Source organism: Methylobacterium sp. WL69, from assembly GCF_008039485.1.
GTDB lineage: Bacteria > Pseudomonadota > Alphaproteobacteria > Rhizobiales > Beijerinckiaceae > Methylobacterium.
Genome location: NZ_VRUZ01000009.1, coordinates 36,384 through 61,379 on the forward strand (window position 1 = coordinate 36,384; position 24,996 = coordinate 61,379).

23 protein-coding genes are annotated in these 24,996 nt (G+C 69.1%); 13 read left to right on the top strand and 10 right to left on the bottom strand.

All coding sequences use genetic code 11. The features are described from left to right. Positions 1-20 precede the first annotated feature (20 nt). A complete protein-coding gene (locus FV218_RS04730) occupies positions 21-887 on the top strand; it encodes a 3'-5' exonuclease (protein WP_147708892.1) in 867 nt (288 codons plus the stop codon). Positions 888-890: 3 nt separating this feature from the next. Here the strand turns inward: FV218_RS04730 and FV218_RS04735 are convergent, their stop codons facing one another. Next, the gene (locus FV218_RS04735; protein ID WP_147708893.1) at positions 891-1,412 is read right to left on the bottom strand and encodes a hypothetical protein; all 522 of its coding nucleotides are present in this window, start codon (positions 1,410-1,412) and stop codon (positions 891-893) included. 168 nt (positions 1,413-1,580) lie between these two features. On the opposite strand from FV218_RS04735, the gene FV218_RS04740 reads away from it, so the two are divergent. Then, entirely contained in the window at positions 1,581-2,693 is a 1,113-nt protein-coding gene (locus tag FV218_RS04740; protein ID WP_056086345.1) for a PA0069 family radical SAM protein, read from the top strand. On the opposite strand, the gene FV218_RS04745 is transcribed toward FV218_RS04740, so the two are convergent. The 3 genes from FV218_RS04745 to FV218_RS04755 are packed head-to-tail and all read right to left on the bottom strand — an operon-like array spanning position 2,644 to position 5,307. Beyond that, complete coding sequence (locus FV218_RS04745; protein ID WP_082475933.1) at positions 2,644-3,339, bottom strand: ribonuclease HII; 696 nt, start codon at positions 3,337-3,339, stop codon at positions 2,644-2,646. The genes FV218_RS04740 and FV218_RS04745 overlap by 50 nt on opposite strands. A 58-nt stretch (positions 3,340-3,397) precedes the next feature. Then, entirely contained in the window at positions 3,398-4,486 is a 1,089-nt protein-coding gene (locus FV218_RS04750; RefSeq protein WP_056086343.1) for a glycosyltransferase family 1 protein, read from the bottom strand. Further along, positions 4,483-5,307, bottom strand: coding sequence for a UDP-2,3-diacylglucosamine diphosphatase (locus FV218_RS04755; protein WP_056090993.1), 825 nt, complete (start codon positions 5,305-5,307; stop codon positions 4,483-4,485). Before FV218_RS04755 ends, FV218_RS04750 begins: the two co-directional genes overlap by 4 nt. 716 nt (positions 5,308-6,023) lie before the next feature. Between FV218_RS04755 and FV218_RS04760 the strand changes: the two genes are divergently transcribed. From FV218_RS04760 to FV218_RS04800, 9 genes are all read left to right on the top strand, one after another. Beyond that, a complete protein-coding gene (locus FV218_RS04760) occupies positions 6,024-7,232 on the top strand; it encodes an aminotransferase class V-fold PLP-dependent enzyme (RefSeq protein WP_056086340.1) in 1,209 nt (402 codons plus the stop codon). A gap of 90 nt (positions 7,233-7,322) precedes the next feature. Continuing rightward, positions 7,323-8,261, top strand: a complete 939-nt coding sequence (locus FV218_RS04765) for a D-2-hydroxyacid dehydrogenase (protein ID WP_056086336.1) — start codon at positions 7,323-7,325, stop codon at positions 8,259-8,261. Between the two features lie 120 nt (positions 8,262-8,381). Then, positions 8,382-9,242: an NADP-dependent methylenetetrahydromethanopterin/methylenetetrahydrofolate dehydrogenase gene (locus FV218_RS04770; protein WP_056086334.1), complete on the top strand. Its 861-nt coding sequence runs from the start codon at positions 8,382-8,384 to the stop codon at positions 9,240-9,242. A gap of 3 nt (positions 9,243-9,245) precedes the next feature. Beyond that, positions 9,246-9,872, top strand: a complete 627-nt coding sequence (gene fchA, locus FV218_RS04775) for a methenyltetrahydrofolate cyclohydrolase (RefSeq protein WP_056086331.1) — start codon at positions 9,246-9,248, stop codon at positions 9,870-9,872. A 235-nt stretch (positions 9,873-10,107) separates the two neighbouring features. Next, the gene (locus tag FV218_RS04780) at positions 10,108-11,301 is read left to right on the top strand and encodes a malate--CoA ligase subunit beta (RefSeq protein ID WP_056086328.1); all 1,194 of its coding nucleotides are present in this window, start codon (positions 10,108-10,110) and stop codon (positions 11,299-11,301) included. A gap of 18 nt (positions 11,302-11,319) precedes the next feature. Next, entirely contained in the window at positions 11,320-12,213 is an 894-nt protein-coding gene (gene sucD / locus FV218_RS04785; RefSeq protein WP_056086325.1) for a succinate--CoA ligase subunit alpha, read from the top strand. A 274-nt stretch (positions 12,214-12,487) separates the two neighbouring features. Continuing rightward, positions 12,488-15,247 carry a phosphoenolpyruvate carboxylase gene (locus FV218_RS04790; protein WP_147708894.1) on the top strand — a complete coding sequence of 920 codons (2,760 nt, stop codon included), beginning with the start codon at positions 12,488-12,490 and terminating at the stop codon, positions 15,245-15,247. Positions 15,248-15,381: 134 nt separating this feature from the next. Next, complete coding sequence (locus FV218_RS04795) at positions 15,382-16,356, top strand: CoA ester lyase (protein ID WP_056086317.1); 975 nt, start codon at positions 15,382-15,384, stop codon at positions 16,354-16,356. A 160-nt stretch (positions 16,357-16,516) separates the two neighbouring features. Continuing rightward, positions 16,517-16,951: a heme-binding protein gene (locus FV218_RS04800; RefSeq protein WP_147708895.1), complete on the top strand. Its 435-nt coding sequence runs from the start codon at positions 16,517-16,519 to the stop codon at positions 16,949-16,951. 108 nt (positions 16,952-17,059) lie between these two features. Here FV218_RS04800 and FV218_RS04805 read toward each other — a convergent pair whose 3' ends face one another. Beyond that, positions 17,060-17,944, bottom strand: a complete 885-nt coding sequence (locus FV218_RS04805) for a porin family protein (RefSeq protein ID WP_147708896.1) — start codon at positions 17,942-17,944, stop codon at positions 17,060-17,062. Between the two features lie 247 nt (positions 17,945-18,191). Between FV218_RS04805 and FV218_RS04810 the strand changes: the two genes are divergently transcribed. Continuing rightward, positions 18,192-18,371 carry a hypothetical protein gene (locus tag FV218_RS04810; protein ID WP_056086309.1) on the top strand — a complete coding sequence of 60 codons (180 nt, stop codon included), beginning with the start codon at positions 18,192-18,194 and terminating at the stop codon, positions 18,369-18,371. Here the strand turns inward: FV218_RS04810 and FV218_RS04815 are convergent. From FV218_RS04815 to FV218_RS04835, 5 genes are all read right to left on the bottom strand, one after another. Next, entirely contained in the window at positions 18,368-19,111 is a 744-nt protein-coding gene (locus FV218_RS04815; protein WP_147708897.1) for a molybdopterin-binding protein, read from the bottom strand. The genes FV218_RS04810 and FV218_RS04815 overlap by 4 nt on opposite strands. A gap of 119 nt (positions 19,112-19,230) precedes the next feature. After that, positions 19,231-19,407 carry a DUF3606 domain-containing protein gene (locus tag FV218_RS04820; RefSeq protein WP_244474855.1) on the bottom strand — a complete coding sequence of 59 codons (177 nt, stop codon included), beginning with the start codon at positions 19,405-19,407 and terminating at the stop codon, positions 19,231-19,233. Between the two features lie 127 nt (positions 19,408-19,534). After that, complete coding sequence (locus FV218_RS04825; protein WP_246684988.1) at positions 19,535-20,971, bottom strand: MATE family efflux transporter; 1,437 nt, start codon at positions 20,969-20,971, stop codon at positions 19,535-19,537. A 67-nt stretch (positions 20,972-21,038) separates the two neighbouring features. Further along, positions 21,039-22,928, bottom strand: coding sequence for a monovalent cation:proton antiporter-2 (CPA2) family protein (locus FV218_RS04830; protein WP_056086299.1), 1,890 nt, complete (start codon positions 22,926-22,928; stop codon positions 21,039-21,041). Positions 22,929-23,150: 222 nt separating this feature from the next. Further along, positions 23,151-23,462, bottom strand: coding sequence for a DUF1127 domain-containing protein (locus tag FV218_RS04835; protein WP_147708899.1), 312 nt, complete (start codon positions 23,460-23,462; stop codon positions 23,151-23,153). Positions 23,463-23,585: 123 nt separating this feature from the next. On the opposite strand from FV218_RS04835, the gene FV218_RS04840 reads away from it, so the two are divergent. After that, positions 23,586-24,989: a PLP-dependent aminotransferase family protein gene (locus FV218_RS04840; RefSeq protein WP_147708900.1), complete on the top strand. Its 1,404-nt coding sequence runs from the start codon at positions 23,586-23,588 to the stop codon at positions 24,987-24,989. Positions 24,990-24,996: the final 7 nt, after the last annotated feature.

Sequence of the window (24,996 nt, forward strand, 5' to 3'; positions counted from 1 at the left end):
GGCGGGCCGTGCGGAGACCCATGCAGAAGATCATCGCCCTCGACTTCGAGACCGCCAACGAGCGGCGCGACAGTGCCTGCGCCGTCGGTTTGGCCTGGATCGCGGACGGCGCCGTGGTGCGTCGGGAATCGCGGCTGATCCGGCCGCCGGAGCTGCGGTTCTCGCCGGGCAACATCCGGGTCCACGGCATCGTGCCGGCGGATGTGCGGACGCAGCCGACGTTTCCGGAGGTGATGGCCGAGTTCCTGCCGGACCTCGCGAGCGGCCTGGTGCTCGCCCACAATGCCGGCTTCGACATGGGGGTCCTGCGCGCGTCACTCTCCGCCTACGGCCTGCGCCCGCCGGCCTTCTCCTATCTCTGCACCCTCCAGATCGCCCGCCGGGTGTTTCCGGCGGAGGAAGGCTGCGGACTCGGCAAGGTTGCGGCGCGCCTCGGCATCCGCTTCGAGCACCATGACGCCGGCGAGGATGCCTATGCGTGCGCCGAGATCGCCCTGGCGGCCGTGCGCCGGACGGGGGCGCCCGATGTCTTCGGCTTGTCCCGCGCCATCCGTCTGCCGGTCACGACGGTGCCGGAGGGACCGGACCGTGCCATGCCGCCGCGCGCCGTTCCAGGGGGGGTGCCGGACCGTACCGGCTCGGCGGCGCGACGGGTGCAGGCGCTCAGTTTTGCCGTGAAGGGCCGGCGCGGCGACCGCTACGCCGTCACCCTGGAGGACCGGGCGACGGGTCTGCGCCTGCGCTGCACCTGCATGGCGGGGCGCTACGGCACCAACTGCCGTCACGTCGCGGCCCTGCTCGACGGCGACATCACCGATCTGTTGTCCGGCAACCACGATGACGTCGAGCGCCTGCGCCTGCGGATGCAAGCGGCCGCCGAGTCCTGACGTTCAGGACCGCTCGAGGCGGGCCGTCAGCCGGCGCACCGCCACCCGCCGGACGAAGCGCGGGCCGGCGAGCAGGCGTTCGCGGCGGACGAGGTCGCCCGGACGGGGCGCGCCGACGCCGATGACGCCCTCGCCCCGGGCGGCGAGGCGGGCCGGCAAACCCGTATGCGGGCGGCGCAGGCGGGCCAGGGTCACGTCGGGCCGGGCGGTCCCGATGAAGCGGTCGAGGATGCGGATCCAGCCCTCGGCCGGCACGTCGCCGGCCTCCAGGCACAGGACCCATTCGCGCCTTGCTGCCTTCGCGCCGGCCGACCACGCCGACCCGCCGCGCGGGTGCAGGACCAGCTTGGCACCCGTGGCCTCCGCGACGGTGTCGATGGCCGCGCTGTGGCTCGACGCGACGATGACCGCATCGCCGACGAGCCCGGCGGCGACGCCGGCCACGAGGGCGCCGAGGGTGTCGGCGAGCCGGTCGACCGCCTCGGGATCGGTCGGCCGCGCCACATGGATCAGAGCGGAGATCATGCCCGCGCATACCGTATTTTCGCGCCGACTGAAGCCGTCGGCGGGGCCGGTTTGCTGACGGAAGCGCGCAGGCCGGGACCCAAACCGGTCTTTGCCTGGATTATGTGCAGCCCCTCCGAGCTGTGTTCATGGTATGTTCCTTCCCTGACGTGACGGAGGACTGGCAGGGTGCGGGGATCGGCGGGTCAAGGGGCATCGGACGCCGCGCGCCGCCTTGCCGGCACGACGCGTCCGGGCGAGGCGCGGCGCGGGCGCGGTGCCACGGCCAATCCGGATGGGCGGTTCGAGGCGACGCGGCGCGAAAGCTTCGACGACGGCTGGGAGACCGAGGCCCCGGTCCCGTTGCGGACGGTGGTGACGGCCGAGCACGCCCGCACGATCATCAGCCGCAACACCTCCCCCGACATTTCCTTCGACCGCTCGATCAACCCCTATCGCGGCTGCGAGCACGGCTGCGTCTATTGTTTCGCCCGGCCCAATCACGCCTATGTCGGCCTTTCGCCCGGCCTCGATTTCGAGACGCGGCTGTTTCACAAGCCGGAGGCGGCCAAACTCCTGACGGCCGAATTGTCGGCGCCGGGCTACCGGCCTGCCACCATCGCGCTGGGAACGGCGACGGACCCGTACCAGCCCATCGAGCGCGAGCATCGCCTCACCCGGAGCGTCCTCGAAGTGCTCGCGCGGTTCCGGCACCCCGTGGGAATCGTCACCAAGTCGAACCTCGTGGTGCGCGACCTCGATCTTCTCACCGACCTCGCCCGGGACGATCTCGTGAAGGTCGCCGTTTCGGTCACCACCCTCGATCCCGACCTCGCCCGCCGCCTGGAGCCGCGCGCGCCGCATCCGAAGAAGCGCCTCGAGGCCATCGAGCGCCTGAGTGCGGCGGGAATTCCCGTCATGGTCATCGCCGCCCCGGTGATCCCGTCGCTGAACGACCATGAGATCGAGGCGATCCTGACCGCCGCCCGCGAGCGCGGCGCGCGGGAAGCGAACCACGTGCTGCTGCGCCTGCCCCTGGAACTCGACGCCCTCGTGGACGACTGGTTCGCCGAGCATTATCCGGGGCGCCGCGCGCACGTGATGTCCCTGGTGCGCCAAGCCCGCGGCGGGCGTGCCTACGATGCGGAGTACGGCCGCCGCATGGTCGGGGCCGGGCCCTACGCCGACCTCATCGTCCGCCGCATGCGCCTCGCCCGGCGTCGCCTCGGCTACCCCGAGGAGCGCTTGAAGCTCAGGACCGACCTGTTCGCCCGGCCGACGGCGCAGCTGTCGCTGTTCTGAGGGCGGACTCGGGCCCGTGGATGCGGGCCTCCGGCGCGTGGGCGCGGGTTTCGGGTGCGTAGGCGCGGGTGAAGCTGCAGCGGTGATGCGCCGAGCGTCCGAGGGTCGCCAAGCCGGCGAGGTGGGTCTTGGTGCCGTAGCCGACGTTGCTGTCCCAGCCATAGGCCGGGTGGCGCCGGGCGAGCGATCGCATCACCGCGTCCCGCACGGTCTTGGCGACGATGGAGGCGGCGGCGATCTGCGGCACGATGCGGTCGCCGCCGATGACGGGACGGCAGAGGGCGAGGCCGGGGATCGCGTCGCGGCCATCGACCAGCACCGGGGCATCGAGGCCGAGGCGGCGGACGGCGCGCGCCATGGCGTCGAGGGTGGCGCCGCGCACGTTGATCCGATCGACGAGGGCCCGCGACCCGGCCGCCAGGGCTACCCGGGCATGGGCGCGGATGAGGGGGGTCAGACGCTCGCGCTCCGCCCGCTTCAGGCGCTTCGAATCGTCGAGCGCCGCCAGGATCTCCCCCGGAATCGCCCGGGGGTCGAACCACACCGCCGCGACGACCACGGGTCCGCACAGCGCCCCGCGCCCGACCTCGTCGCACCCGATCACGGCCGGATAATTGTTCGCCTGAGCGGCATCGAACGGAAGCATACGGGGGACACGCGGCGTCGGGGCTGGGGGCGGACCCTGCCAGTCCGGCCCGGCCGAGTCACCACGCCGGGGCGCTGCGTCCCGTGTTCACACCGAGACGATCGCCGCGGGGGCCGGGGCGCGTGCGGGGGCCGGGCGTGCCATGGGCCTCGGCGATGTTGCCGTAGAATTGCCGCGCGCTCTCGGCCCAGGTGTAGCGCAGGGCCTGCGCCCGGCACCGGTCGCGCGGGACGTTCAGGGCCGCGAGGGCCGCCCTGCGGAGATCGTGGTCAAGCACCCCCGCATCCGTGCCGCCGATGACGTCGAGGGGACCGGTGACCGGATAGGCCGCCACGGGCACGCCGCAGGCGAGCGCCTCCAGGAGGACGATGCCGAACGTGTCGGTGAGACTCGGGAACACGAAGACATCGGCGGCGGCATAGACCGCCGCCAGGGCCGCCCCCGTGCGGGTGCCGAGGAAATGTGCGTCGGGGGCGAGGGAAGCGAGGCGCGCCCGGTCCGGCCCGTCGCCCACCACCACCTTTGAGCCGGGCAGGTCGAGGCTGAGGAAGGCGGCGATGTTCTTCTCGACGGCCAGGCGCCCGACGAACAGGAAGACCGGCCTGGGCAGGCCGGCGAGGGGATCGACGTCGCCGGATTTGGGTTGGAAAACGTCGGTATCGACGCCGCGCGTCCACCGCATGAGGTTGGTGAAGCCGCGCGCCGAAAGGTCCCGCTCCAAGGACGGCGTGCTGACCATGGTCCCGTTGGCCGCCCCGTGGAACCGGCGCAGCCAGGCGTAGCTCCAGGATTCCGGCACCGGCGCGCGGGCGGCGAGGTATTCGGGGAAGCGGGTGTGGTAGCTCGTGGTGAACGGCCGGCGATGGCTCAGGCAGTAGCGGCGGGTGGCGTAGCCGACGGTGCCCTCCGTGGCGATGTGGACGTGCGTGGGGCGTAGACCTTCCCAGCGCCGGGCCACCGCCCCGCGCGTCGCGCAGGACAGGCGGATCTCGGGGTAGCCCGGCAGGGGCACCGAGGCGAAGTCCTTGTGGGTAAGGAACACCGTGTCGATCCCGAGGCCCACGCCGGCGGCCGCCATGTGCTCCAGGGAGCGCACGACGCCGTTGACCTGCGGGTGCCAGGCATCCGTGGCGATGAGGAGCCTCACGCGACCGCCCGCGCGCCGTCGGGCCGCCGTCCGGCGAGGGCGTCGTCCCGGGCATCCCGGGCGCGCACGATGCTCGGATAATGCAGCACCTCCATGGTGCCGTCGTAGTGTTCGACGATGGCGGTACAGGATTCCACCCAGTCGCCGGTGTTGAGGTAGGTGAGACCGCCGATGGTCCGGTTGGCGGCGTGATGGATATGGCCGCAGATCACCCCGTCGGCCCCGACGCGCTTGGCTTCCGCCGCGAGCAATTCCTCGAACTTGCCGATGAAGTTGACGGCGTTCTTCACCCGCAGCTTGGCCCAGGCCGAGAGCGACCAGTAGGCGAGCCCGAGGCGCCGGCGCAGGGTGTTGAGGTGGGTGTTGACGAAGAGGGCCGCCGTGTAGGCGCCGTCGCCGAGATAGGCGAGCCAGCGGGCGTGGCGCACCACCATGTCGAACTGATCGCCGTGGATCACGAGGTAGCGCTTGCCGTCCGCCGCCACGTGGAGGCGCTGGTCGGCGACCTCGATGCCCCCGAAGGTCATGCCGATGTAGTCGCGCAGGAACTCGTCGTGATTGCCCGGCACGTAGATCAGGGTCGACCCCTTGCGCACCTTGCGCAGGAGTTTCTGGACCACGTCGTTGTGGCTCTGCGGCCAGTACCAGCCGGACTTGAGCTGCCAGCCATCGACGATGTCGCCGACGAGGTAGATTTCGTCGGCATCGTAATCGCGCAGAAATTCGAGCAGCAACGCCGCCTGGCAACCCTTGGTCCCGAGGTGCATGTCCGACAGGAACAGGGTTCGGACGCGGATGGTCTTCTCCGAATCTTCGCCCATGGTGGTCTCCGAACGCATCTGCATCGGACCGAGCCAAACCGGATTCCCGTATCACTTTGATGACGCCGGCCGGCCGCCGGGAAGCGTCGTCGCGCCGTGCGGCACCGCATCGCGAGCCTTGCGCGGCTATAAAATTATTTGACGTTTCGCGAAGTTTTTCGGGTTTTCCTTCCTGCGCGAAGGAAGGCATAGTCGCCTCCAAGGTGCCCCACCGGACCGCGCGGGAAATCGCGCGTCCGGAGCCCTGCGAGGTGAAGAAGGGCAGCGACATACGGGGCAGCATGGCGCCTGCACGGCCTGGGGCGGCGCGGTTCTTCGAGCGCGCCCCGGCCTGGAGAACGGCTTGAGATCGTCGGACCCGTCCACGGACGTCCGCGCGCTTCGATGCGTCCGCGCATCGCGGCGTGGGTCTCGAACGCCCTGCAGCCCATCGACAGCACGGCGCCTCGCTCCCGATGGGATCGGGGTTTCCGCCGTAGGGCGAGGCCGTCGAATTCCCTCGGGCAATATTGCCTGAGGGCAAGTGGAGCGGGCCGGGTATCCGGCCGATCCGCAAGCGCGTAGGAGCCTGCCCACCCGAGAGGGCGGCCCGACCGGGCCGACGTCTCGTCATCGATCCCACCCGGAAGGGCGGCCCCATGGGGCAGACCTTCCGCCACTGAACCATCGCGTCGCACGTGTCGCGCGCACTTACTTTGAGAACCGGAGACATCATCATGGCGGCAACGAAACGGCCGGGTCGCAACCACCTCTTCGTTCCTGGCCCGACGAACATCCCCGATCGCGTCCTGCGATCGATGGTGGTGCAGTCCGAGGACCATCGCTCGGTGGACTTCCCCGCCCTGACCAAGCCCCTGTTCGAGGACACCAAGGCGGTGTTCGGCTCGACCAAGGGCACGATCTTCCTGTTCCCGGCCTCCGGCACGGGCATCTGGGAATCGGCGCTCACCAACACCCTGGCCCGCGGCGACAAGGTGCTGACCTCGCGCTTCGGCCAGTTCAGCCTGCTCTGGGTCGACATGGCCGAGCGCCTCGGCCTCGACGTCATCGTGCAGGACGAGGAGTGGGGCACGGGCGCAGACCCGGAGAAGATCGGCGAGGCCCTGCGCGCCGACAAGAACCACGAGATCAAGGCCGTCATGGTCGTCCATAACGAGACCGCCACCGGCGTCACCTCGGATATCGGCGCCGTGCGCAAGGCCATCGACGCCGCCGGCCACCCGGCCCTGCTGTTCGTCGACGGCGTGTCGTCGGTGGGCTCGCTCCCCTACAAGATGGACGAGTGGGGCGTCGATTGCGCCATCGCCGGCTCCCAGAAGGGCCTGATGCTGCCCGCCGGCCTCGGCGTGATCTGCGTCAGCGAGAAGGCCCTCAAGGCCGCCGAGGCGTCCGCCGGCAAGAACGACCGTCTCGCCCACGTCTACTTCGACTGGGCCGACCACCAGAAGCAGAACCCGGCCGGCTACTTCCCCTACACCCCGTCGCTGCCGCTGCTCTACGGCCTGCGCGAGGCGCTCGCCTGCCTCAACGAGGAAGGCCTCGAGAACGTCTACCACCGCCACCACGTCCTCGGCGAGGCGACCCGCCAGGCCGTGGCGGCCTGGGGTCTCAAGACCTGCGCCAAGGAGCCCAAGTGGAACTCCGACACGGTCACCACCATCGTGGTGCCCGAGGGGATCGACGGCGCGGCGATCATCAAGCACGCCTACGTCCGCTACAACCTCGCCCTCGGCGCCGGCCTGAACAAGCTCGCCGGCAAGGTGTTCCGCATCGGCCACGTCGGCGACCTCAACGAGCTGTCGCTGCTGGGCGCCATCGCGGGTGCCGAGATGGCCATGCTCGACCACGGCGTGAAGGTCACGCCCGGCTCGGGTGTCGCCGCCGCGTCGAGCTACCTGCGCGAGAATCCCCTGGCCAAGGCCTGACCTGACGACCGCCGGGGCGATCCTTCGCCCCGGCGACCCCATCGACCACCGTGCTGCCGGCGGTTCGGCCGGATCGACCTGAGGGATTCCATGACGAAGACAATCGTGTTCCTCGACCGCGAGTCCCTCGACGCCGAGGTCCGGGAGTTCAATTTTCCGCACGACTACGTCGAGTACGATTCGACCTGGACGCCCGAGGAGATCGTCGAGCGCCTGAAGGGCGCCGAGATCGCCCTCATCAATAAGGTGCCCATGCGCGCCGACGTGTTGAAGCAGCTCCCCGACCTCAAGCTCATCGCCGTGGCCGCCACCGGCACGGACGTGGTCGACAAGGCAGCCGCCAAGGAACTCGGCATCACCGTCGTCAACATCCGCAACTACGCCTTCAACACCGTGCCCGAGCACGTGATCGGCCTGATCTTCGCCCTGCGCCGGGCCATCGTGCCCTACGCCAATTCCGTGCGCCGGGGCGATTGGGCGAAATCCACCCAGTTCTGCTACTTCGACTACCCGATCCACGACATCGCCGGCTCGACGCTGGGCATCGTCGGCTACGGGGCGCTAGGCAAGTCCATCGCCAAGCGGGCGGAAGCGCTCGGCATGAAGGTCATCGCCTACGACGTGTTCCCCCAGGAGGGACTGGTCGACTTCGAGACCATCCTGACCCAGTCCGACGTCATCACCCTGCACGCGCCGCTGACGCCCGAGACCCGCAACATGATCGGCCGCGCCGAGCTGGCGAAGATGAAGAAGCACGCGCTTCTCATCAACACCGCGCGCGGCGGCCTCGTCGACGAGGAGGCCCTGGCCGAGGCGCTCCAGAACGGCACCATCGGGGGTGCGGGCTTCGACGTGGTCGTGACCGAGCCGCCGAAGAACGGCAACATCCTGTGCGAGCTCGACCTGCCCAACCTCATCGTCACGCCGCACGTGGCCTGGGCAAGCAAGGAGGCCATGCAGATCCTGGCCGACCAGCTCGTGGACAACGTCGAGGCCTTCGTCGCGGGCAAGCCGCAGAACGTGGTGTGACGGGCTTTCCCTCGCCGCACAGGGGAGGGATCGCGTCACGCCCCGCAGCGAGGCTGCGACCGGGAACTCAAAAATAAACGCCAGCCGCGCCAAGCGTGGAAACGACAGGGATCAAGAACAATGAAAAAACTGCTGTTCCAATTCGACACCGACGCCGTGCCGAGCGTGTTCGACGTGGTGGTGGGCTACGACGGCGGCGCCGACCACATCACCGGCTACGGCAACGTGACGCCCGAGAACGTCGGCGCCCTGGTGGATGGCACGATCTACACCCGCGGCGGCTCCGAGAAGAAGTCCACGGCGATCTTCGTCGGCGGCGGCAGCATGGCGGCCGGCGAGGCGGTGCTGAGCGCGGTGAAGAAGCGCTTCTTCGGCCCGTTCCGCGTCTCGGTGATGCTCGATTCCAACGGCTCCAACACCACCGCCGCCGCCGGCGTCGCCCTGGTGCAGAAGGCCGCCGGCTCGCTCCAGGGCAAGAAGGCCGTGGTGCTGGCCGGCACCGGCCCCGTCGGCATGCGCTCGGCCGCCCTCCTCGCCCAGGAAGGCGCCACCGTGATCCTGTGCGGCCGCTCCCTCGACAAGGCCCAGGCCGCCGCCGACCAGATCAACAAGCGCTTCAAGGTCGAGATCTCGGCCGCCGCGACGCCGGACGCCGCCTCCCGCGCCGCCATCGTCAAGGGCCAGAACCTCGTGTTCTCTGCCGGCGCCATCGGCATCGAGCTCCTGTCGGAAGCCGACTGGAAGGACGAGGCCAGCATCGAGTTCGTCGCCGATTACAACGCCCAGCCCCCCCTCGGCTTCGGCGGCATCGACGCCATGGACAAGGGCAAGGACCGCCACGGCAAGAAGGTGTTCGGCGCGCTCGGCATCGGCGGCCTGAAGCTGAAGCTCCACCGCGCCTGCGTCGGCCAGCTCTTCGACAGCACCGAGCAGGTGCTCGACGCCGAGGAGATCTACGCCCTCGCCAAGAAGATGGCCTGAGTTATGGCCGCCGACGCGACCATCCAGACCTTCCTCGACGGGCTCGCCAGCTCGGCCCCGACCCCCGGTGGCGGCGGCGCCGCCGCCATCCACGGCGCCATGGGGGCGGCGCTGCTCAGCATGGTGTGCAACCTCACCATCGGGAAGAAGAAGTACGTCGAGGTCGAGGGCGAGCTGAAGGAGATCCTTTCGCAATCCGAGGCGCTCCGGGCCGAGCTCACCGGCATGATCGCCGACGACGTCGCGGCCTTCGACGCGGTGATGGGCGCCTACGGGCTTCCCAAGACCACGGACGAGGAAAAGGCTGCCCGGGCGGAGAAGATCCAGGCGGCCCTCAAGGTCGCCACGGACGTGCCCCTCGAATGCTGCCGGGCCTGCCGCAAGGTCATCGACCTCGCCCAGCCCGTCGCCGACAAGGGCAACCTCAACGTCATCTCCGATGCCGGTGTCGCGGTGCTCTCCGCCCATGCGGGTCTGCGCAGCGCCGCGCTGAATGTCTACGTCAACGCCAAGGGCCTGGACGACCGCGCCTTCGCCGACGCGCGTCTCGCCGAGCTCGAGACCCTGCTCGGCTCGGCCGGTCCGCTCAACGAGTCGATCTACGAGATCGTCAAGGCCAAGGTGAACTGATGTTTTGCGATGCGGGACGGCTCTCGTTCCGCATCGCAAACAAGACCGGCGGGAAAGTCCTCGTTCGCAGCCTAACGCCAAGGTCAGCTGCCGAATCGGGTTGAATACGAAAAGCATTCCGACTGCCTTCAAGGCAGACTCAACGAGAATGTAAAAAAATATAAACGGCAGAGCCCTTTTCGCGAAGTGAAATTTACGAGAAGGTTCGCCCAAGGAAACGTCGAGGAGATCGCACATGGACGTTCACGAGTACCAAGCCAAGGAGTTGCTCGCGGGCTTCGGCGTGGCGGTTCCCAAGGGCGCGGTGGCCTTCAGCCCCGATCAGGCGGTCTACGCCGCCACCGAGCTCGGCGGCTCGTTCTGGGCCGTGAAGGCGCAGATCCACGCCGGCGCCCGCGGCAAGGCCGGCGGGATCAAGCTGTGCCGGACCTACAACGAGGTCCGCGACGCCGCCAAGGACCTGCTCGGCAAGCGCCTCGTCACCCTGCAGACCGGCCCCGAGGGCAAGCCGGTACAGCGGGTCTACGTCGAGACCGCCGATCCGTTCGAGCGTGAACTCTACCTCGGCTACGTGCTGGACCGGAAGGCCGAGCGCGTGCGCGTCATCGCCTCCCAGCGCGGCGGCATGGACATCGAGGAAATCGCCGCCAACGAGCCCGAGGCCCTGATCCAGGTGGTGGTCGAGCCGGCGGTGGGCCTGCAGCAGTTCCAGGCCCGCGAGATCGCGTTCCAGCTCGGACTGAACATCCGCCAGGTCTCGGCCGCCGTGAAAACGATCATGAACGCCTACCGGGCGTTCCGCGATTGCGACGGCACCATGCTGGAGATCAACCCGCTGGTGGTCACCAAGGACGACCGCGTCCTGGCCCTCGATGCCAAGATGTCGTTCGACGACAACGCCATGTTCCGCCGGCGCAACATCGCCGACATGCACGATCCCTCGCAGGGTGATCCGCGCGAGGCCCAGGCCGCCGAGCACAACCTGTCCTACATCGGTCTCGAGGGCGAGATCGGCTGCATCGTCAACGGCGCCGGTCTGGCCATGGCCACCATGGACATGATCAAGCACGCGGGCGGCGAGCCGGCCAACTTCCTCGATGTCGGCGGCGGCGCTTCGCCCGACCGTGTCGCGACGGCGTTCCGGCTGGTGCTGTCCGACCGCAACGTCAAGGCGATCCTCGTCAACATCTTCGCCGGCATCAACCGCTGCGACTGGGTCGCCCAGGGCGTGATTCAGGCGGCCAAGGAAGTGAAGATCGACGTGCCGCTCATCGTCCGGCTCGCCGGCACGAACGTCGAGGCGGGCCAGAAGATCCTGGCCGAGAGCGGCCTCGACCTCATCACCGCCAACAGCCTGTCCGACGCCGCCGCCAAGGCCGTCGAGGCCTGTGCCGCCGCCAAGTCCGCCACGGCCACGCGCGCCAACTGAGAACGGGGAGGATACGTCATGAGCATTCTGATCGACGAGAAGACCCCGATCATCATTCAGGGCATCACGGGCGACAAGGGCACGTTCCACGCGCGTGAGATGATGGAGTACGGCTCCAACGTCGTCGGCGGCGTCACCCCCGGCAAGGGCGGCAAGACCCATCTCGGCGTGCCGGTGTTCAACACCGTCAAGGAAGCGGTGGAGGCCACGGGTGCCACCACCTCCATCACCTTCGTCGCCCCGCCCTTCGCGGCCGACGCCATCATGGAAGGCGCCGATGCGGGCCTCGCCCTGATCTGCTCGATCACCGACGGCATCCCGGCCCAGGACATGATGCGGGTGAAGCGGTATCTCCGCCGCTACCCCAAGGACAAGCGCACCATGGTGGTGGGCCCGAACTGCGCCGGCATCATCTCGCCCGGCAAGTCGATGCTCGGTATCATGCCCGGCCACATCTACCTCAAGGGCAATGTCGGCGTGATCTCGCGTTCGGGCACCCTCGGATACGAGGCCGCCGCGCAGATGAAGGAAGAGGGCATCGGCATCACCACCTCGGTGGGTATCGGCGGCGACCCTATCAACGGCTCGTCCTTCCTCGATCACCTCGCCCTGTTCGAGCAGGACCCCGAGACCAAGGCCGTGCTCATGATCGGCGAGATCGGTGGCCCGCAAGAAGCGGAAGCTTCCGCCTGGATCAAGGAGAACATGACGAAGCCCGTCATCGGCTTCGTCGCTGGTCTCACTGCTCCGAAGGGCCGCCGCATGGGGCATGCCGGCGCCATCATCTCGGCCACGGGCGACAGCGCCGCCGAGAAGGCCGAGATCATGCGTTCGTATGGTCTGACCGTGGCCCCGAGCCCCGGCGAGTTCGGCTCGACGGTGGCGCAGGTGATGCGCAAGCTGGCGGCGTGAGCGCATGAACCCTCCCCCCTCTGCGGGGGAGGGTGCCCACGCAGTGGGCGGGGGGTGGACCTCTCCGGACCGGGCGCAGCCCCTCGTCCGACCCGCTTCGCGGGCCACCTTCTCCCGCAGAGGGGAGAAGGCCCCCGCGCCGGTGGTCATGCCCGAGAAAATCCGACCCTTGATCGTTCCGGCGGCGGTCCCATGCTACCGGGGCGGCCGCCCTCCCGTTGACCGCCTCCGTCGCGGTCGATCGGCACAGATTCCTTTCGAGGTGGCCTTGTCCATGACGGATACCCTTCACGCTCCGGTCGCAGCCATCGACCATACCTTCGCGCCGCCGGTCATCACCGGCACGTCGTCGAAGGAAGCCCTCGACATTCTGTTCCGCGCCCTCGTCGAGGTGGCGCGCCGGCACGAGCCCGAGTTGGAAGAGGTGCTGCATGGCCGCGCCAACATCTCGGCGTTCTCGCCCGAGCTCCTTGCCCGTGCCCTTCAGGTGCAGGGCATCTGGTTCCAGCTGCTCTCCATCGCCGAGCAGAACGCCGCCATGCGCCGGCGCCGGCAGGTGGAGCGCACCAAGGGCCGCGAGGCCCTGAGCGGCAGCTTCAGCGCCGTCCTGGCCGAGGCCGCCCAGAGCGGCATCAAGGCGCCGGAGATCCACGCGCTGCTGAAGGATCTGCGCATCCGGCCGACCATCACGGCGCACCCCACCGAGGGCAAGCGCGTCACCGTGCTGGAAAAATTCCGCCGCATCTACCTCGTGCTGCGCGAGCTGGAGCTGCCGCGCTGGACCGAGCGCGAGCGCAACGGCCTGATGAACGAGCTGCGCGACCAGATCGAACTCGTGTGGATGACGGGCGAGCTCCATCTGGAGAAGGCCACCGTCGAGCGCGAGGTCGCCTGGGGCCTGCACTTCTTCGACGAGACCCTGTTCGAGATGCTGCCCGAAGTGCTGTATTCACTCGAGGAAAGTCTCGCCCAGTACTACCCCGACGAGAAGTTCGAGGTGCCGCCGTTCTTCCAGTTCGGCTCGTGGATCGGCGGCGACCGCGACGGCAACCCCTACGTGACCTCGTCGGTCACCCGCGCCACCCTGCAGCGCAACGCGCTGGCGTCCCTCCGGCGCTATCGCGAAGGCGTCACCGCCCTCGGCCGCACCCTTTCGCTCACCGAGCGCTCCCTACCGGTGCCGGCGACGTTCAAGGCCGAACTCGCGCAGCTCTTGGCCGAGAGCGGCGACGGCCGCGCCATCGCCAGCCGCAATCCCGGCGAGGCCTACCGCCAGTTCCTCACCTGCATCCTGCGCAAGCTCGAGGCCACCATCCGGCGCAACGAGGGCCAGCGCTCCACCGGTCCGGATTATCCGAGCGCCGACAATCTGATCAACGATCTGCGCACCCTGGAGCAGGGGCTGGCCGATGCGAAATGTCCGTCGCTCGCCACCGACCTCGTGCGCCCCGTCCGCCGCATGGTCGAGATCTTCCGCTTCTCCACCGTCCGCCTCGATCTGCGCGAGAACACTACGCGCACGACCAAGACGCTGCATGCCCTCTGGGCCGAGGCCAACGGCCAGAACAAGACGCCGCCCGACCTCGATGCGCCCGAGTGGAAGAAGTGGCTGCTGGACGAACTCGCGAAACCCCGCAAGGGCGAGCGCTCGTTCGAGAACCTGCCCGACGATGCCCGGGAGACCCTGGAGACCTTCGCCCTGGTGGGCGAGATGCGCGAGCAGCTCGACCGCGAGGCCTTCGGCTCGTTCGTCCTGTCGATGACCCGCTCGGTGCAGGACATCCTCGGCGCCTACCTGCTGGCCAAGGAGGCCGGCAACTTCCTCGACGCCACCGGCACCGAGATCTGCTGCCTGCCCATCGTGCCCCTGTTCGAGACCATCGACGACCTGCGCGCGGCGCCGGCCATCATGAAGGAGCTGTTCTCCATCCCCGTGGTGCGCCGGTCGACCCGGTGGCAGGGCGGCGTGCAGGAGGTGATGATCGGCTACTCGGATTCGAACAAGGACGGCGGCTTCGTCGCCTCGAACTGGGAGCTCTACAAGGCGCAGGGCAAGCTGACCGACCTCGGCAAGGCCTCGGGCGTGCCCATCGCGTTCTTCCACGGGCGCGGCGGCTCCGTCAGCCGGGGCGGGGCGCCCACGGCGCGGGCCATCGCGGCGCAGCCGCCGGGCTCGATCAACGGGCGTTACCGCACCACGGAGCAGGGCGAGGTCGTCTCGTTCAAGTACGCCAACCGGGGCACCGCCGCCTATCAGATGGAATTGCTCGCCTCCTCGGTGTTCGAGCATGCCCTGAAGTCGGAGCGGGAAGCCGCCAAGATTCCCCGCAACGAGTTCGACGATTGCCTGGAGGCCCTGTCCGGGGCCTCGCGCGCGGCCTACGTCAACCTGATCCAGCATCCGGACTTGGTCACCTATTTCGGCGCGGCCAGCCCGCTGGACGAGATCGCGCTCCTCAACATCGGTTCGCGCCCGGCCCGGCGCTTCGGCGCACGCTCGCTGTCCGACCTGCGGGCGATCCCCTGGGTGTTCGCCTGGTCGCAGAACCGCCACGTCATCACCGGCTGGTACGGCGTCGGCTCGGGGTTGAAGAGCTTCCTCGACGTGCGCGGGGCGCAGGGCGAGGCGCAGCTGAAGCGGCTCTTCGCCGAATCGAAGGCCTTCCGCCTGATTCTCGACGAGGTCGAGAAGACCCTGCTCATGGTCGATCTCGAGATCGCCCGCGACTACGCCGGCCTCGTTCACGACGAGGGCGCGCGCAACAGCATCTTCCCGCTGATCGAGGCCGAGTACGCCCTGACCCGGGAGATGTGTCTGCGGGTCAGCGGCGATTCCGAACTCGCCGCGCGCTTCCCCCTGTTCCGCGACCGCCTCAACGGGCGCCTGCCGACCATCAATCAGGTCAGCCGCGAGCAGGTGGAACTGCTGCGCCGCTTCCGCGCGGAGGAGGACGAGGACAAGCGCGAGGCGGTCAAATCCGCCCTGCTGCTGTCCATCAACTGCATCGCCGTCGGCTTCGGCGCGACGGGCTGAGAGATTTCATCAGGATCCCGGAGGCCGGCCACGGCCCTCGGACCGCGCGCGAGCGCACACCCCTCCGTCTGGTGCCCCGCGTCCGAGCGTTGCATCATCGGCCAGAACACCAACCCCACAGGAAGGAAACACCCATGAGCTTCACCCTGATCCAGCAGGCGACGCCGCGCCTCCACCGCTCGGAACTCGCCGTTCCCGGCTCCAACCCGACCTTCATGGAGAAGTCGGCCAGCTCGAAGGCCGACGTGATCTTCCTCGACCTCGAGGACGCCGTGGCGCCCGACGACAAGGAGCAGGCCCGCAAGAACATCATCCAGGCGCTCAATGAGATCGACTGGGGCACCAAGACCATGATGATCCGCATCAACGGTCTCGACACCCACTACATGTACCGCGACGTGGTCGACATCGTGGAGGCCTGTCCGCGCCTCGACATGATCCTCATCCCCAAGGTCGGCGTCGCGGCGGACGTCTACGCCATCGACGTGCTGACGACGCAGATCGAGCAGGCTAAGAAGCGCGAGAAGAAGATTGGCTTCGAGGTGCTCATCGAGACGGCCCTCGGCATGGCCAATGTCGAGGCCATCGCCCAGTCCTCGCCGCGCCTGGAGGCCATGTCGTTCGGTGTCGCCGACTACGCCGCTTCGACCCGCGCCCGCGCCCAGGTCATTGGCGGGGTGAATCCCGACTTCTCCGTGCTCACCGACAAGGACGAGGCCGGGAACCGCCAGACCCATTGGCAGGACCCGTGGCTGTTCGCCCAGAACCGTATGCTCGTCGCCTGCCGCGCCTACGGCCTGCGCCCCATCGACGGCCCGTTCGGCGACTTCTCCGATCCCGATGGCTACGTCTCGGCGGCCAAGCGCTGCGCGGCCCTCGGCTTCGAGGGCAAGTGGGCGATCCACCCGAGCCAGATCGACCTCGCCAACGACGTCTTCACCCCGTCCGAGGCCGAAGTCACCAAGGCGCGCCGCATCCTCGTCGCCATGGAAGAGGCCGCCAAAGCCGGCCGCGGCGCCGTCTCCCTCGACGGTCGCCTCATCGACATCGCCTCGATCCGCATGGCCGAGGCGCTGATCGAGAAGGCCAACGCCATGGCGTCGAACTGATCCCATTCGGCTCGCGAAAGTCGAGAGACAGGACGGCCGCCCGGAGGGGCGGCCGTTTTGCCATCCGGCACGGAATGCCGCAGCATTCGCCGGCGGCGCCCGCGGACGCATCGCCGACGCGGGTCCGCGTCACGAACGACGAGAACGGAGAGAAACCACCATGCACGTGACCATCGAAGACGCCCACAAGGCCATCGAAGCGGCCCGCGCCAAGGCCGTCGAACTCGACACCCAGATGTGCATCGCCGTCGTCGATTCCGGCGGAAACCTGAAGGCTTTCTACCGGATGGACGGGGCCTGGGTCGGCTCCATCGACATCGCGCAGAAGAAGGCCAAGACCTCGGTGTTCTTCGGCATGATGACCGGGCAGATCGGGGCGCTGTCGCAGCCGGGCGGCCCGCTCTACGGCATCGAGCATTCCAACGACGGGTTGATCACCTTCCCGGGTGGCATCCCCATCGTCGACAAGGACGGCGAGATGTCCGGCGCCATCGGCGTCAGCGGCTCGACGGTCGAGAATGACCACGCCGTGGCGCTCGCGGGTGCCAGCACCATCGGGGCGACGGAGCTGCCGGCCCACCCCTGGCGGACCTGACCGTCCGGTCCCATTCGGTCCCTGACAGCAAGAAAGCCCCGCTCGTGAGAGCGGGGCTTTCTTTTGCGTCGAGTTCGGCGGTCCGGAAGGACCGCCGAACAATGGGGCTCAGAGGCCGCCGAACTTGTAGTTGAAGCCGGCCTTGACGATGCTGCCCTCGGTGTTGAAGCGCGAGGTGTACGAGCCGGTGGCGGCGGTGAGGCCGGTGGTGTTCACCGTGATGTTGCGGCTGCCGAGGTCGTAGCGCAGGTACTCGGCCTTCAGGGTCACGGCGCTGGCGCCGAGGAGACCACCGAGGAAGTTGAAGCGGTTGAGGAAGCTGTCCGTGGGGATCGCGTACTCGATGCCGCCGCCGTAGACGTAGCCCGTCTCCATGCCGTTGAACTTGCCGGCATAGGCCAGGGTGCCGGCCGGGTTCAGGAAGCCGGCGCTGTAGTTGACGTTGCCGTAGGCGAAGCCGCCGGTCCCGTAGACGAGGAACCGGTCGAAGGCGTAGCCGAGGCGGCCCGTGACGGTGCCGAGGTAGTCGAGGCGCTGGCGCAGGTTGCTCGGATCGGCGGCGACGTTCACGCCGGGGATGACCGGGCCGAAGTAGCTGTAGCTCTTGCTGATGTCGGTCCAGGTCACCTCAGTGGCGGCGCCGACGACGAAGCCCGAGCCCGGGGTGAACTGGTAGTTGTAACCGATGCCGCCACCGACGTTGCCGATGCCGTCCTGCTCGGAGCGGAAGTTGCCGGCGCGACGGCCCTGGGCGACGTTGAGCTGGGTGTTGGTGATGCCACCGAGGCCATTGTTGTTGCCGGTGGTGCGGATCGTCTGACGGTCGCTGAAGGCGTAGGAGCTGTGCGTGCCGAGGTAGAAGCCCGTCCAGGTGAACACCGGCACGGCGGTGAAGACGGGCGGCGGCGCAGCGCGGCGCGGCAGGTCGGCGGCGGAAGCGCTCGACACGGCGAGGATTGCAGCGGTGCCGGCCAGGAGGAGCTTGGCGAACATGGGAATGGGTTCTCGACGAAGGGCTGAAGGCTGCGCCGAGCTTAATGTGGGGGCAGACGGTCACGCTATGCCCGCAGCGCAACACCTACGGTTGGAATGCGGTCGGACCCTCGGAATCGCTGCTCAAGCCTGTTTCCCCGATCACGAAACCGCTATCGACGGGACCGCCCTATCGCACCGCGACAACGCCCGGTTAAGCACGCCGGGCTATCAGGAGGCGGACACCCGGAGCGTGACAGGAGCGACGATGACACGGGACAAACTCGCCGCCGAACTGAAGCGTATCGTGACCGAGCAAGTCAGCGACATCGAGCGCGCGGTCAAGGATGGTCACAAGACCATCGCCCTCAACGAGATCGCCGCCCTCAATCGCCATCTGAAGGCCCTGGCGACGGCCGTGAAGGCCAAGCCGGCCCTGCGCGCCTAAGCGGTCTCGCCGTCGCGGAGGCGTCTCACCAGGGCTTCGACGTCGGCCCGCGCCGCGTCGAGGGCCTGCGCATCCTTGCCCCGCACGACGATTCGGTTGGCGAAACCCGTCTGGGTCATCGACGGATAGGAGCCGATGGACACGCCCGGATGGGTCTTGGCCAGCTCCGAGAGATCGCCCGCATAGGTCCCCTCGGGGAGGTTCCCGGCCTCGATGGTGTGGGAGACAACGCGAACGCCCGTCTCGAGGGTCGGACCGATGGCGTCGAGCATCGCCTGCATGATCGTCGGCACGCCGGCCATGACGAAGACGTTGCCGAGGCGGAAGCCCGGCGCCTTCGAAACCGGGTTGGCGATGAGATCCGCGCCGGCGGGAATGCGGGCCATGCGCAGGCGCGCTTCGTTGAGATCCTCCGGCTTGTGCCGCTCCAGCAGCATCGCCTTGGCGCGCGGATCGACGTCAATGGACACCCCGAAGGCGGCGGCCACACTGTCGGCGGTGATGTCGTCGTGGGTCGGACCGATGCCGCCGGTGGTGAAGAGGTAGGTGTGGCCGGTACGAAGGGCGTTGACGGCCGCGACGATCCGATCCTGCTCGTCGGGGACGATTCGAACCTCGCGCAGGTCGATCCCGACGGCCGTGCAGTAATCGGCGATGGTGCCGATGTTCCTGTCCTTGGTCCGGCCGGACAGAATCTCGTCGCCGATGACGAGGATGGCGGCGGTGATGGGAGCGGTCATGGCGGTCCGGATGCGCGGATGGGCGGTACCGGATCGACCTAGGGCAGGGGAGGGCGAAGCACCACTCACGACAAAGGGGACGCCGTCGCCGGCGTCCCCTCGATCCCGTGCGCGACGGCCTACTTGTGGAAGTAGCTCGTGAGGGTCGAGATGCGCGAACCGACGATGTGCACCGCCTTGCGCAGACGGTCCTCGGACACGCCGAGACGGGCGGCCATGCTGGAGCGGGCGTGGGTGTCGTAGACGTCGAGGTGGGTCTTCTGGGCGGACTTGGCGGAGATCTGGTCGGCGATCATGGTCAAACCCTCGGGAAGGAAAAGCCGGCTCCGGTCTCTCGGAGATTGCAGTCTGAACGTGGGCCGAAGGGTTTTGTTTCCAGGACGTGACGGCGCGGCTCGGGTTTTTCCACAGGGGGACCGGACTTCAGACGAGGACGCCGGATTGGGCCGGCCCGGCGGCCAGGGACGCGTCCGTCGTCGTCCGCATCGCCTCCGGTTCCGGTGCCGGGAGGGCGGCGGCACGGGCCTCCAAGGTCGAGACCGTGCGCAGGGCGAGGACGATGCCGGCGAGGCCGAAGAGGATCGCGCCGAGGCCGACCCCGGCGATGACCCCTTTGGGACCGTAGAGATGCGCGCCGAGCAGGGCCGGCGGCACGGTGCCGACGGTGGCCCGGCCCCAGTTCAAGACCGTCGAGTAGAACGGGAAGCCGAGATTGTTGAACGAGGCGTTCGAGAGGAACAGCAGCCCGGTGAAGAACCACACCCCGCCGCTGACGAGGCAGAAGAACCCGAACAGGTCGGCGGCCACCCCCTGGAGCTCGAACAGCCGCGTCAGCGGCTCGCGGGCGAGGACGAGGGCGATCCAGACCACGACGACGTAGGCGCCCGTGACCAGGGCGCCGTCACGCAGGACCCCGCGCATGCGGTCGAACCGGCCCGCGCCCCAGTTCTGGCCGAGGATCGGCCCGATGGAACCGGACAGGGCGAACAGGCCGCCGAAGGCCACGGGGGTGAGGCGGTCGATGACCACGTTGCCGGCGATGGCGACGGCGCCGAACTTCGCCAGGGCGTAGGCGATGAAGGCGCTGGCGACGGAGGGGGCGAGGTTGGTGAGCACCGCCGGCAGGGCGATGCGGAACACGATGGGCGCATCCGCGACGATGTCGGCCACGCGCGGCCGGGCGAGCATGCGGAACCGGCGCACGCCCCACAGGCCGACGAGGGCGAAGGTGCCGCGTGCCACGCAGGTGGTGATGGCGGCTCCATCGACGCCGAGGCCGGCGCCGAAGATGAGGAGGGGATCGAGGCCGGCGGTGACGAGGGCGCCGGCGAGCGTCACCAGCATGGCCTGCCGGGCGGCGCCGACGGCGCGCAACAGTCCGGAGAACATCATGCCGGGCCCCATGAGCAGGTTCGACGGCAGGGTGATCCAGAGGAAGCGCGTCGCCACCGGAAGGGTGTCGGCATCGGCGCCGATGGCCGTAAGGAACACCGGCAGGAACGGCAGCATCGCCACGACGAGGACGGCCGACACGATGATGCCGTGGATGGTGCCGGAGGTGGCGAGACGCCGGGCGCCCGCCTCGTCGCCCGCCCCGATGGCGCGCGAGACCAGGGCGCCGGCCGCGATCATCAGGCCGATATTGATGGCGATGGCGAAGAACTGGACGATGGTGGCGAAGCCCACGGCCGCCGTGAGCATGGGGTCGCCGAGCTTCGACACGTAGAGGAGCGACAGGAGATCGACGACGAACAGCGCCATCAGGCCGACGGAGCCCGTGGCGCTCATCACCACGACGTGGCGCAGGATCGACCCGTTGACGAAGCGCGCCGCAGCCGGATTCGAATCGGAGCCCCTCACGAAACTCCCATTCATCGGATCTTCCTGTTCGGGCTCGACAAGGCCTTGGGCGTTTCGTGAGGAAAGCTCAGGCATCGGAGGGAAGATCCCGGGCTTCGAGGGTGTGGGTGGCGGCTTCGCGCGCCCTGGTGCCGATGATGTCGCGGGTCTCGGCGTTGAGGGCACGCGAGGGGCGCTGGGGCTCGGTGAGGGGTTCGGGCTTGATCTGCGCGGCGCCGCGCATCCAGGCGGCGGCATCGGGGAGCGCCCCGGCCTGCTGCAGGACGAGGCGGGCGACGTCGCGCTTGCGCACGTCCTCGGCGACGGCGGCGGCCACCTCCGGGGCGACGCCCAGACCCTCCAGGGTGGCGCGGCCGAAGCCGAGGGCGGAATCCACCGTCTCGCGCAGCTGGAAATCCACGTCGCGGTTCATCAGTTCGACGGCGTGCATGCGGTCGTAGGCCCGCACGTAGGTCCGCACGCTCGCGAATTCCTCGTGGACGATGTCGACGATCTTGAGGGCGGATTCGGGCTCGTCGACGCAGATGCAGAGCAGTTCGGCCCGGCCGATGCCGGCGGCGCGCAGGACGTCGAGGCGGGTGCCGTCGCCGTAGAAGATGCGGAAGCCGAAGCGCGAGGCGGAGCGGATCTGCTCCACGTCCTTGTCGATGACGGTCACGCTGATGCCCTCGGCGAGGAGCACCTGGGTCAGGATCTGGCCGAAGCGGCCGAAACCGACGACGAGGACGCGGGCTTCCGTGTTCTCCACCGTGTCGGGGGCGAGGTCGGGTTCGCCGCGGCGGCGCGCGAGGGCACTGTCGAGGGCTTTCGCCGCCACCGGGCCGACCAGCATGGTCAGGGCCGCCAGCGCGATGGCGAATCGGCCGCTCGGCCCGTCGATGAGGCCGAGCTCCCCGCCGACGGGCAGGAGCACGAAGGCGAATTCGCCGGCCGGCGCCAGGATGGCGCCGCCGCGCACGGCGTCGAGCCAGGTCGAGCCGAACAGGCGGAACAGGCCGGCGACGAGGCCGACCTTGATGAGGATGGCGCCGGCGGTTGCGCCGAGCAGCCACGGCCACTCGGCCTTCAGCAGGCCGCCGTCGATGGACATCCCGACGCTCATGAAGAACAGGCCGAGGAGCATGCCGCGGAACGGCTCGATATCGGCCTCGAGCTGGTGGCGGAAGTTCGACTCGGCGAGCAGCACGCCGGCCAGGAACGCCCCCATGGCCATGGACAGGCCGACATGCTCCATGAGCATGGCCGTGCCGAGCACCACGAGAAGGGCGGCCGCCGTCATCACCTCGCGGGCGCCACTGGCCGCGAGCAGGCCGAAGAACGGGTTGAGGCCGTAGCGCCCCACCAGCACCACGGCGAGGATGGCCGCGCCCACGGTGCCCGTCGATTGCAGGGCGGACACGAGCCAGCCGTCGCCCCCGACGCCGCCGGTGGAGGCGAAGAGCGGCATCAGGGCGAGGATCGCCACCACGGAGATGTCCTGGAACAGCAGCACCGCGAAGGCCCGCCCGCCATAGGGCGTGCCGAGGTCGCCGCGCTCCTCCAGGAGCTGCAGGGCGACGGCGGTCGCCGACAGGGCGAGGGCGATGCCGATGACGAAGGCGGCCGATGGCTTCAGGCCGAACAGGAAGCCGATGCCGGCGAGGACCGCGGTGCAGACGAGGAGCTGCGCCGTGCCGAGGCCGAAGATGTCGCGCCGCATGGAGACGAGGCGGGAGATCTGGAGTTCGAGGCCGACGATGAAGAGCAGCAGCACAACGCCGAGCTCGGCCACACTCGCCGCCGTCTCGGGCTCGGCGATGAGGGAGAAGCCGAACGGACCGATGATCACGCCGGCGACGAGGTAGCCGAGGACGGCGCTCTGGCCGATGAGCCGGAAGATCGGCACGCCGATCACCGCCGCCGACAGGAACGTCAGCACGGGCGGCAGGAAGCTGACGTGGGTCGCGGCGCTCGCCATGAGAATCCTGGCTGGAGTGGAATCCTGGCGGGAGATGGCCGGTCGCGATCGCGGTGCTCACAGCGACCAGGGATGTCGGGACCGCGCCGTCTTAGACCACCTCCGCCTGGATCGCCATTCGGACCCCGGCCTCGAATGCGGGCCCCGGGCCGTCTCCGTGCGAATCAGCACCCGCGCGCCGGGCTCACCGCTGCCGCGCGGGCTTACCGAGGCCGCGCGGGCTCACCGAGGCCGCGCGGCCTTGCGCTCGTCGCGGCGGGCCAGAAGCAGGCTCGTCGCATCACCGTCGAGCCGCAGGGCGGCCGCATCGAACAGATCCTGGCGGATGAGGCCGATATCCTTCAGTTCGCGCTCCGACATGCCCCCGAGTTGGCGCAGGACGCGGGCATTGATGGCGGCGCGGGACAGGCCGGCGGCCACGGGGGCGAGAAGTCCCGCCAGGATGCCGCGCGCCCTGCGCAGGCGGGTGCGCAGGCGGGTGAAGGGGAGGGGAAGCGCTGCGCCCCCGGTGTCGCGGATCGTCGTGCCGGTCATGACCGTGCTCCTTGTCGATGACGCGACCATCGCCGCGATGGACTGGCCTCGACAGGGACAGTGCCGTACGGTTTCATTGAATTGTCCGGACGGCCGGACCGTACAGGAGCAAGGACCGAAGCGATGAAGGCCCGCGCGCCGGCGATGCCGACCCTGGTCCAGACGGTGACGCAGGCCATCGCCGAGCGGATCGCCAGCCGGACCCTCGCCCCCGGCGCCCGGCTGCCCTCTGTGCGAAGCTTCGCCGAATCCATGGGCGTGTCGAAATCCACCGTGGTGGAGGCCTACGACCGGCTCGGCGCGGAGGGCGCCATCGTGGCGCGGCGGGGCTCCGGCTTCTACGTCGCCGGCAAGACCCGGCCGCTCTGCCTCAAGACCGTGGGGCCGGAACTCGACCGGGCCGTCGATCCCCTGTGGATCACCCGCCAGTCGATGCAGTCCGGCCCGAGTCTGCTGAAACCCGGTTCCGGCTGGCTGCCCACGGACTGGATGCCCGGCGACGCCATCCGCCGGGGCCTGCGCCACCTGTCGCGGGAGGGGACCCGCGATCTCGTCTGCTACGACCAGCCCCTGGGGCTGGCCGCGCTCCGCGCCCAGATCGCGCGCCGCATGGAGGAGAAGGGCGTGGCGGCCGATGCCGACCAGATCCTGCTCGTCGATTCGGCGACGCAGGCCGTCGACCTCCTGTGCCGCTTCCTCCTGGCGCCCGGCGACACCGTGGTGGTGGATGACCCCTGCTACTTCAACTACCACGCGCTCCTGCGCGCCCACCGGGTGCAGGTGATCGGCGTGCCGTTCACCCCGTCGGGGCCGGATCTGGCGGCCCTGGAGACGCTTCTGGCCGCGCACCATCCCCGATTCTACCTGACCAATTCGGCCCTCCATAACCCCACGGGCGCGACGCTCGCCCCGGCGACGGTCCACCGGGTGCTGAAGCTCGCGGAGGCGCACGACACCCTGATCATCGAGGACGACATCTTCGGCGACCTCGAACCGGAGCCGGCCCCGCGTCTCGCCGGATTCGACGGACTCCAGCGGGTGATCCAGGTCGGCAGCTTCTCGAAGACCCTGTCGGCCTCCGTGCGCTGCGGCTTCCTCGCCGTGCGGGCCGACTGGATCGAACCGCTCATCGACCTCAAGCTCGCCATGAGCCTCGGCAACGGGCACCTCGCCGCCGTGCTGATGCACCGCCTCATCACGGACGGGACCTACCGGCGGCACCTGTCCGAGATCCGCGAAAAACTCGCGCGCGACCGTGGCCTCGCGGCCCGGCGCCTGGAGGCGTGCGGGCTGAAACTGTGGACGGAGCCGCGCGGCGGCCTGTTCCTCTGGATGAGCCTGCCGGACGGCCTCGATTCGGGCGATGTCGCCCGCCGGGCGCTGGCCGAAGGGGTTGTGCTGGCGCCGGGCGCGGCGTTCAGCACCTCGGGCGCCGGCACGCGATTCCTGCGCTTCAACGTCGCCCATTGCGCCGATCCGCGCATCTTCTCGGTGCTGGAGGGGGCGATGGCGGGTGGGCCGACATGACACGCCG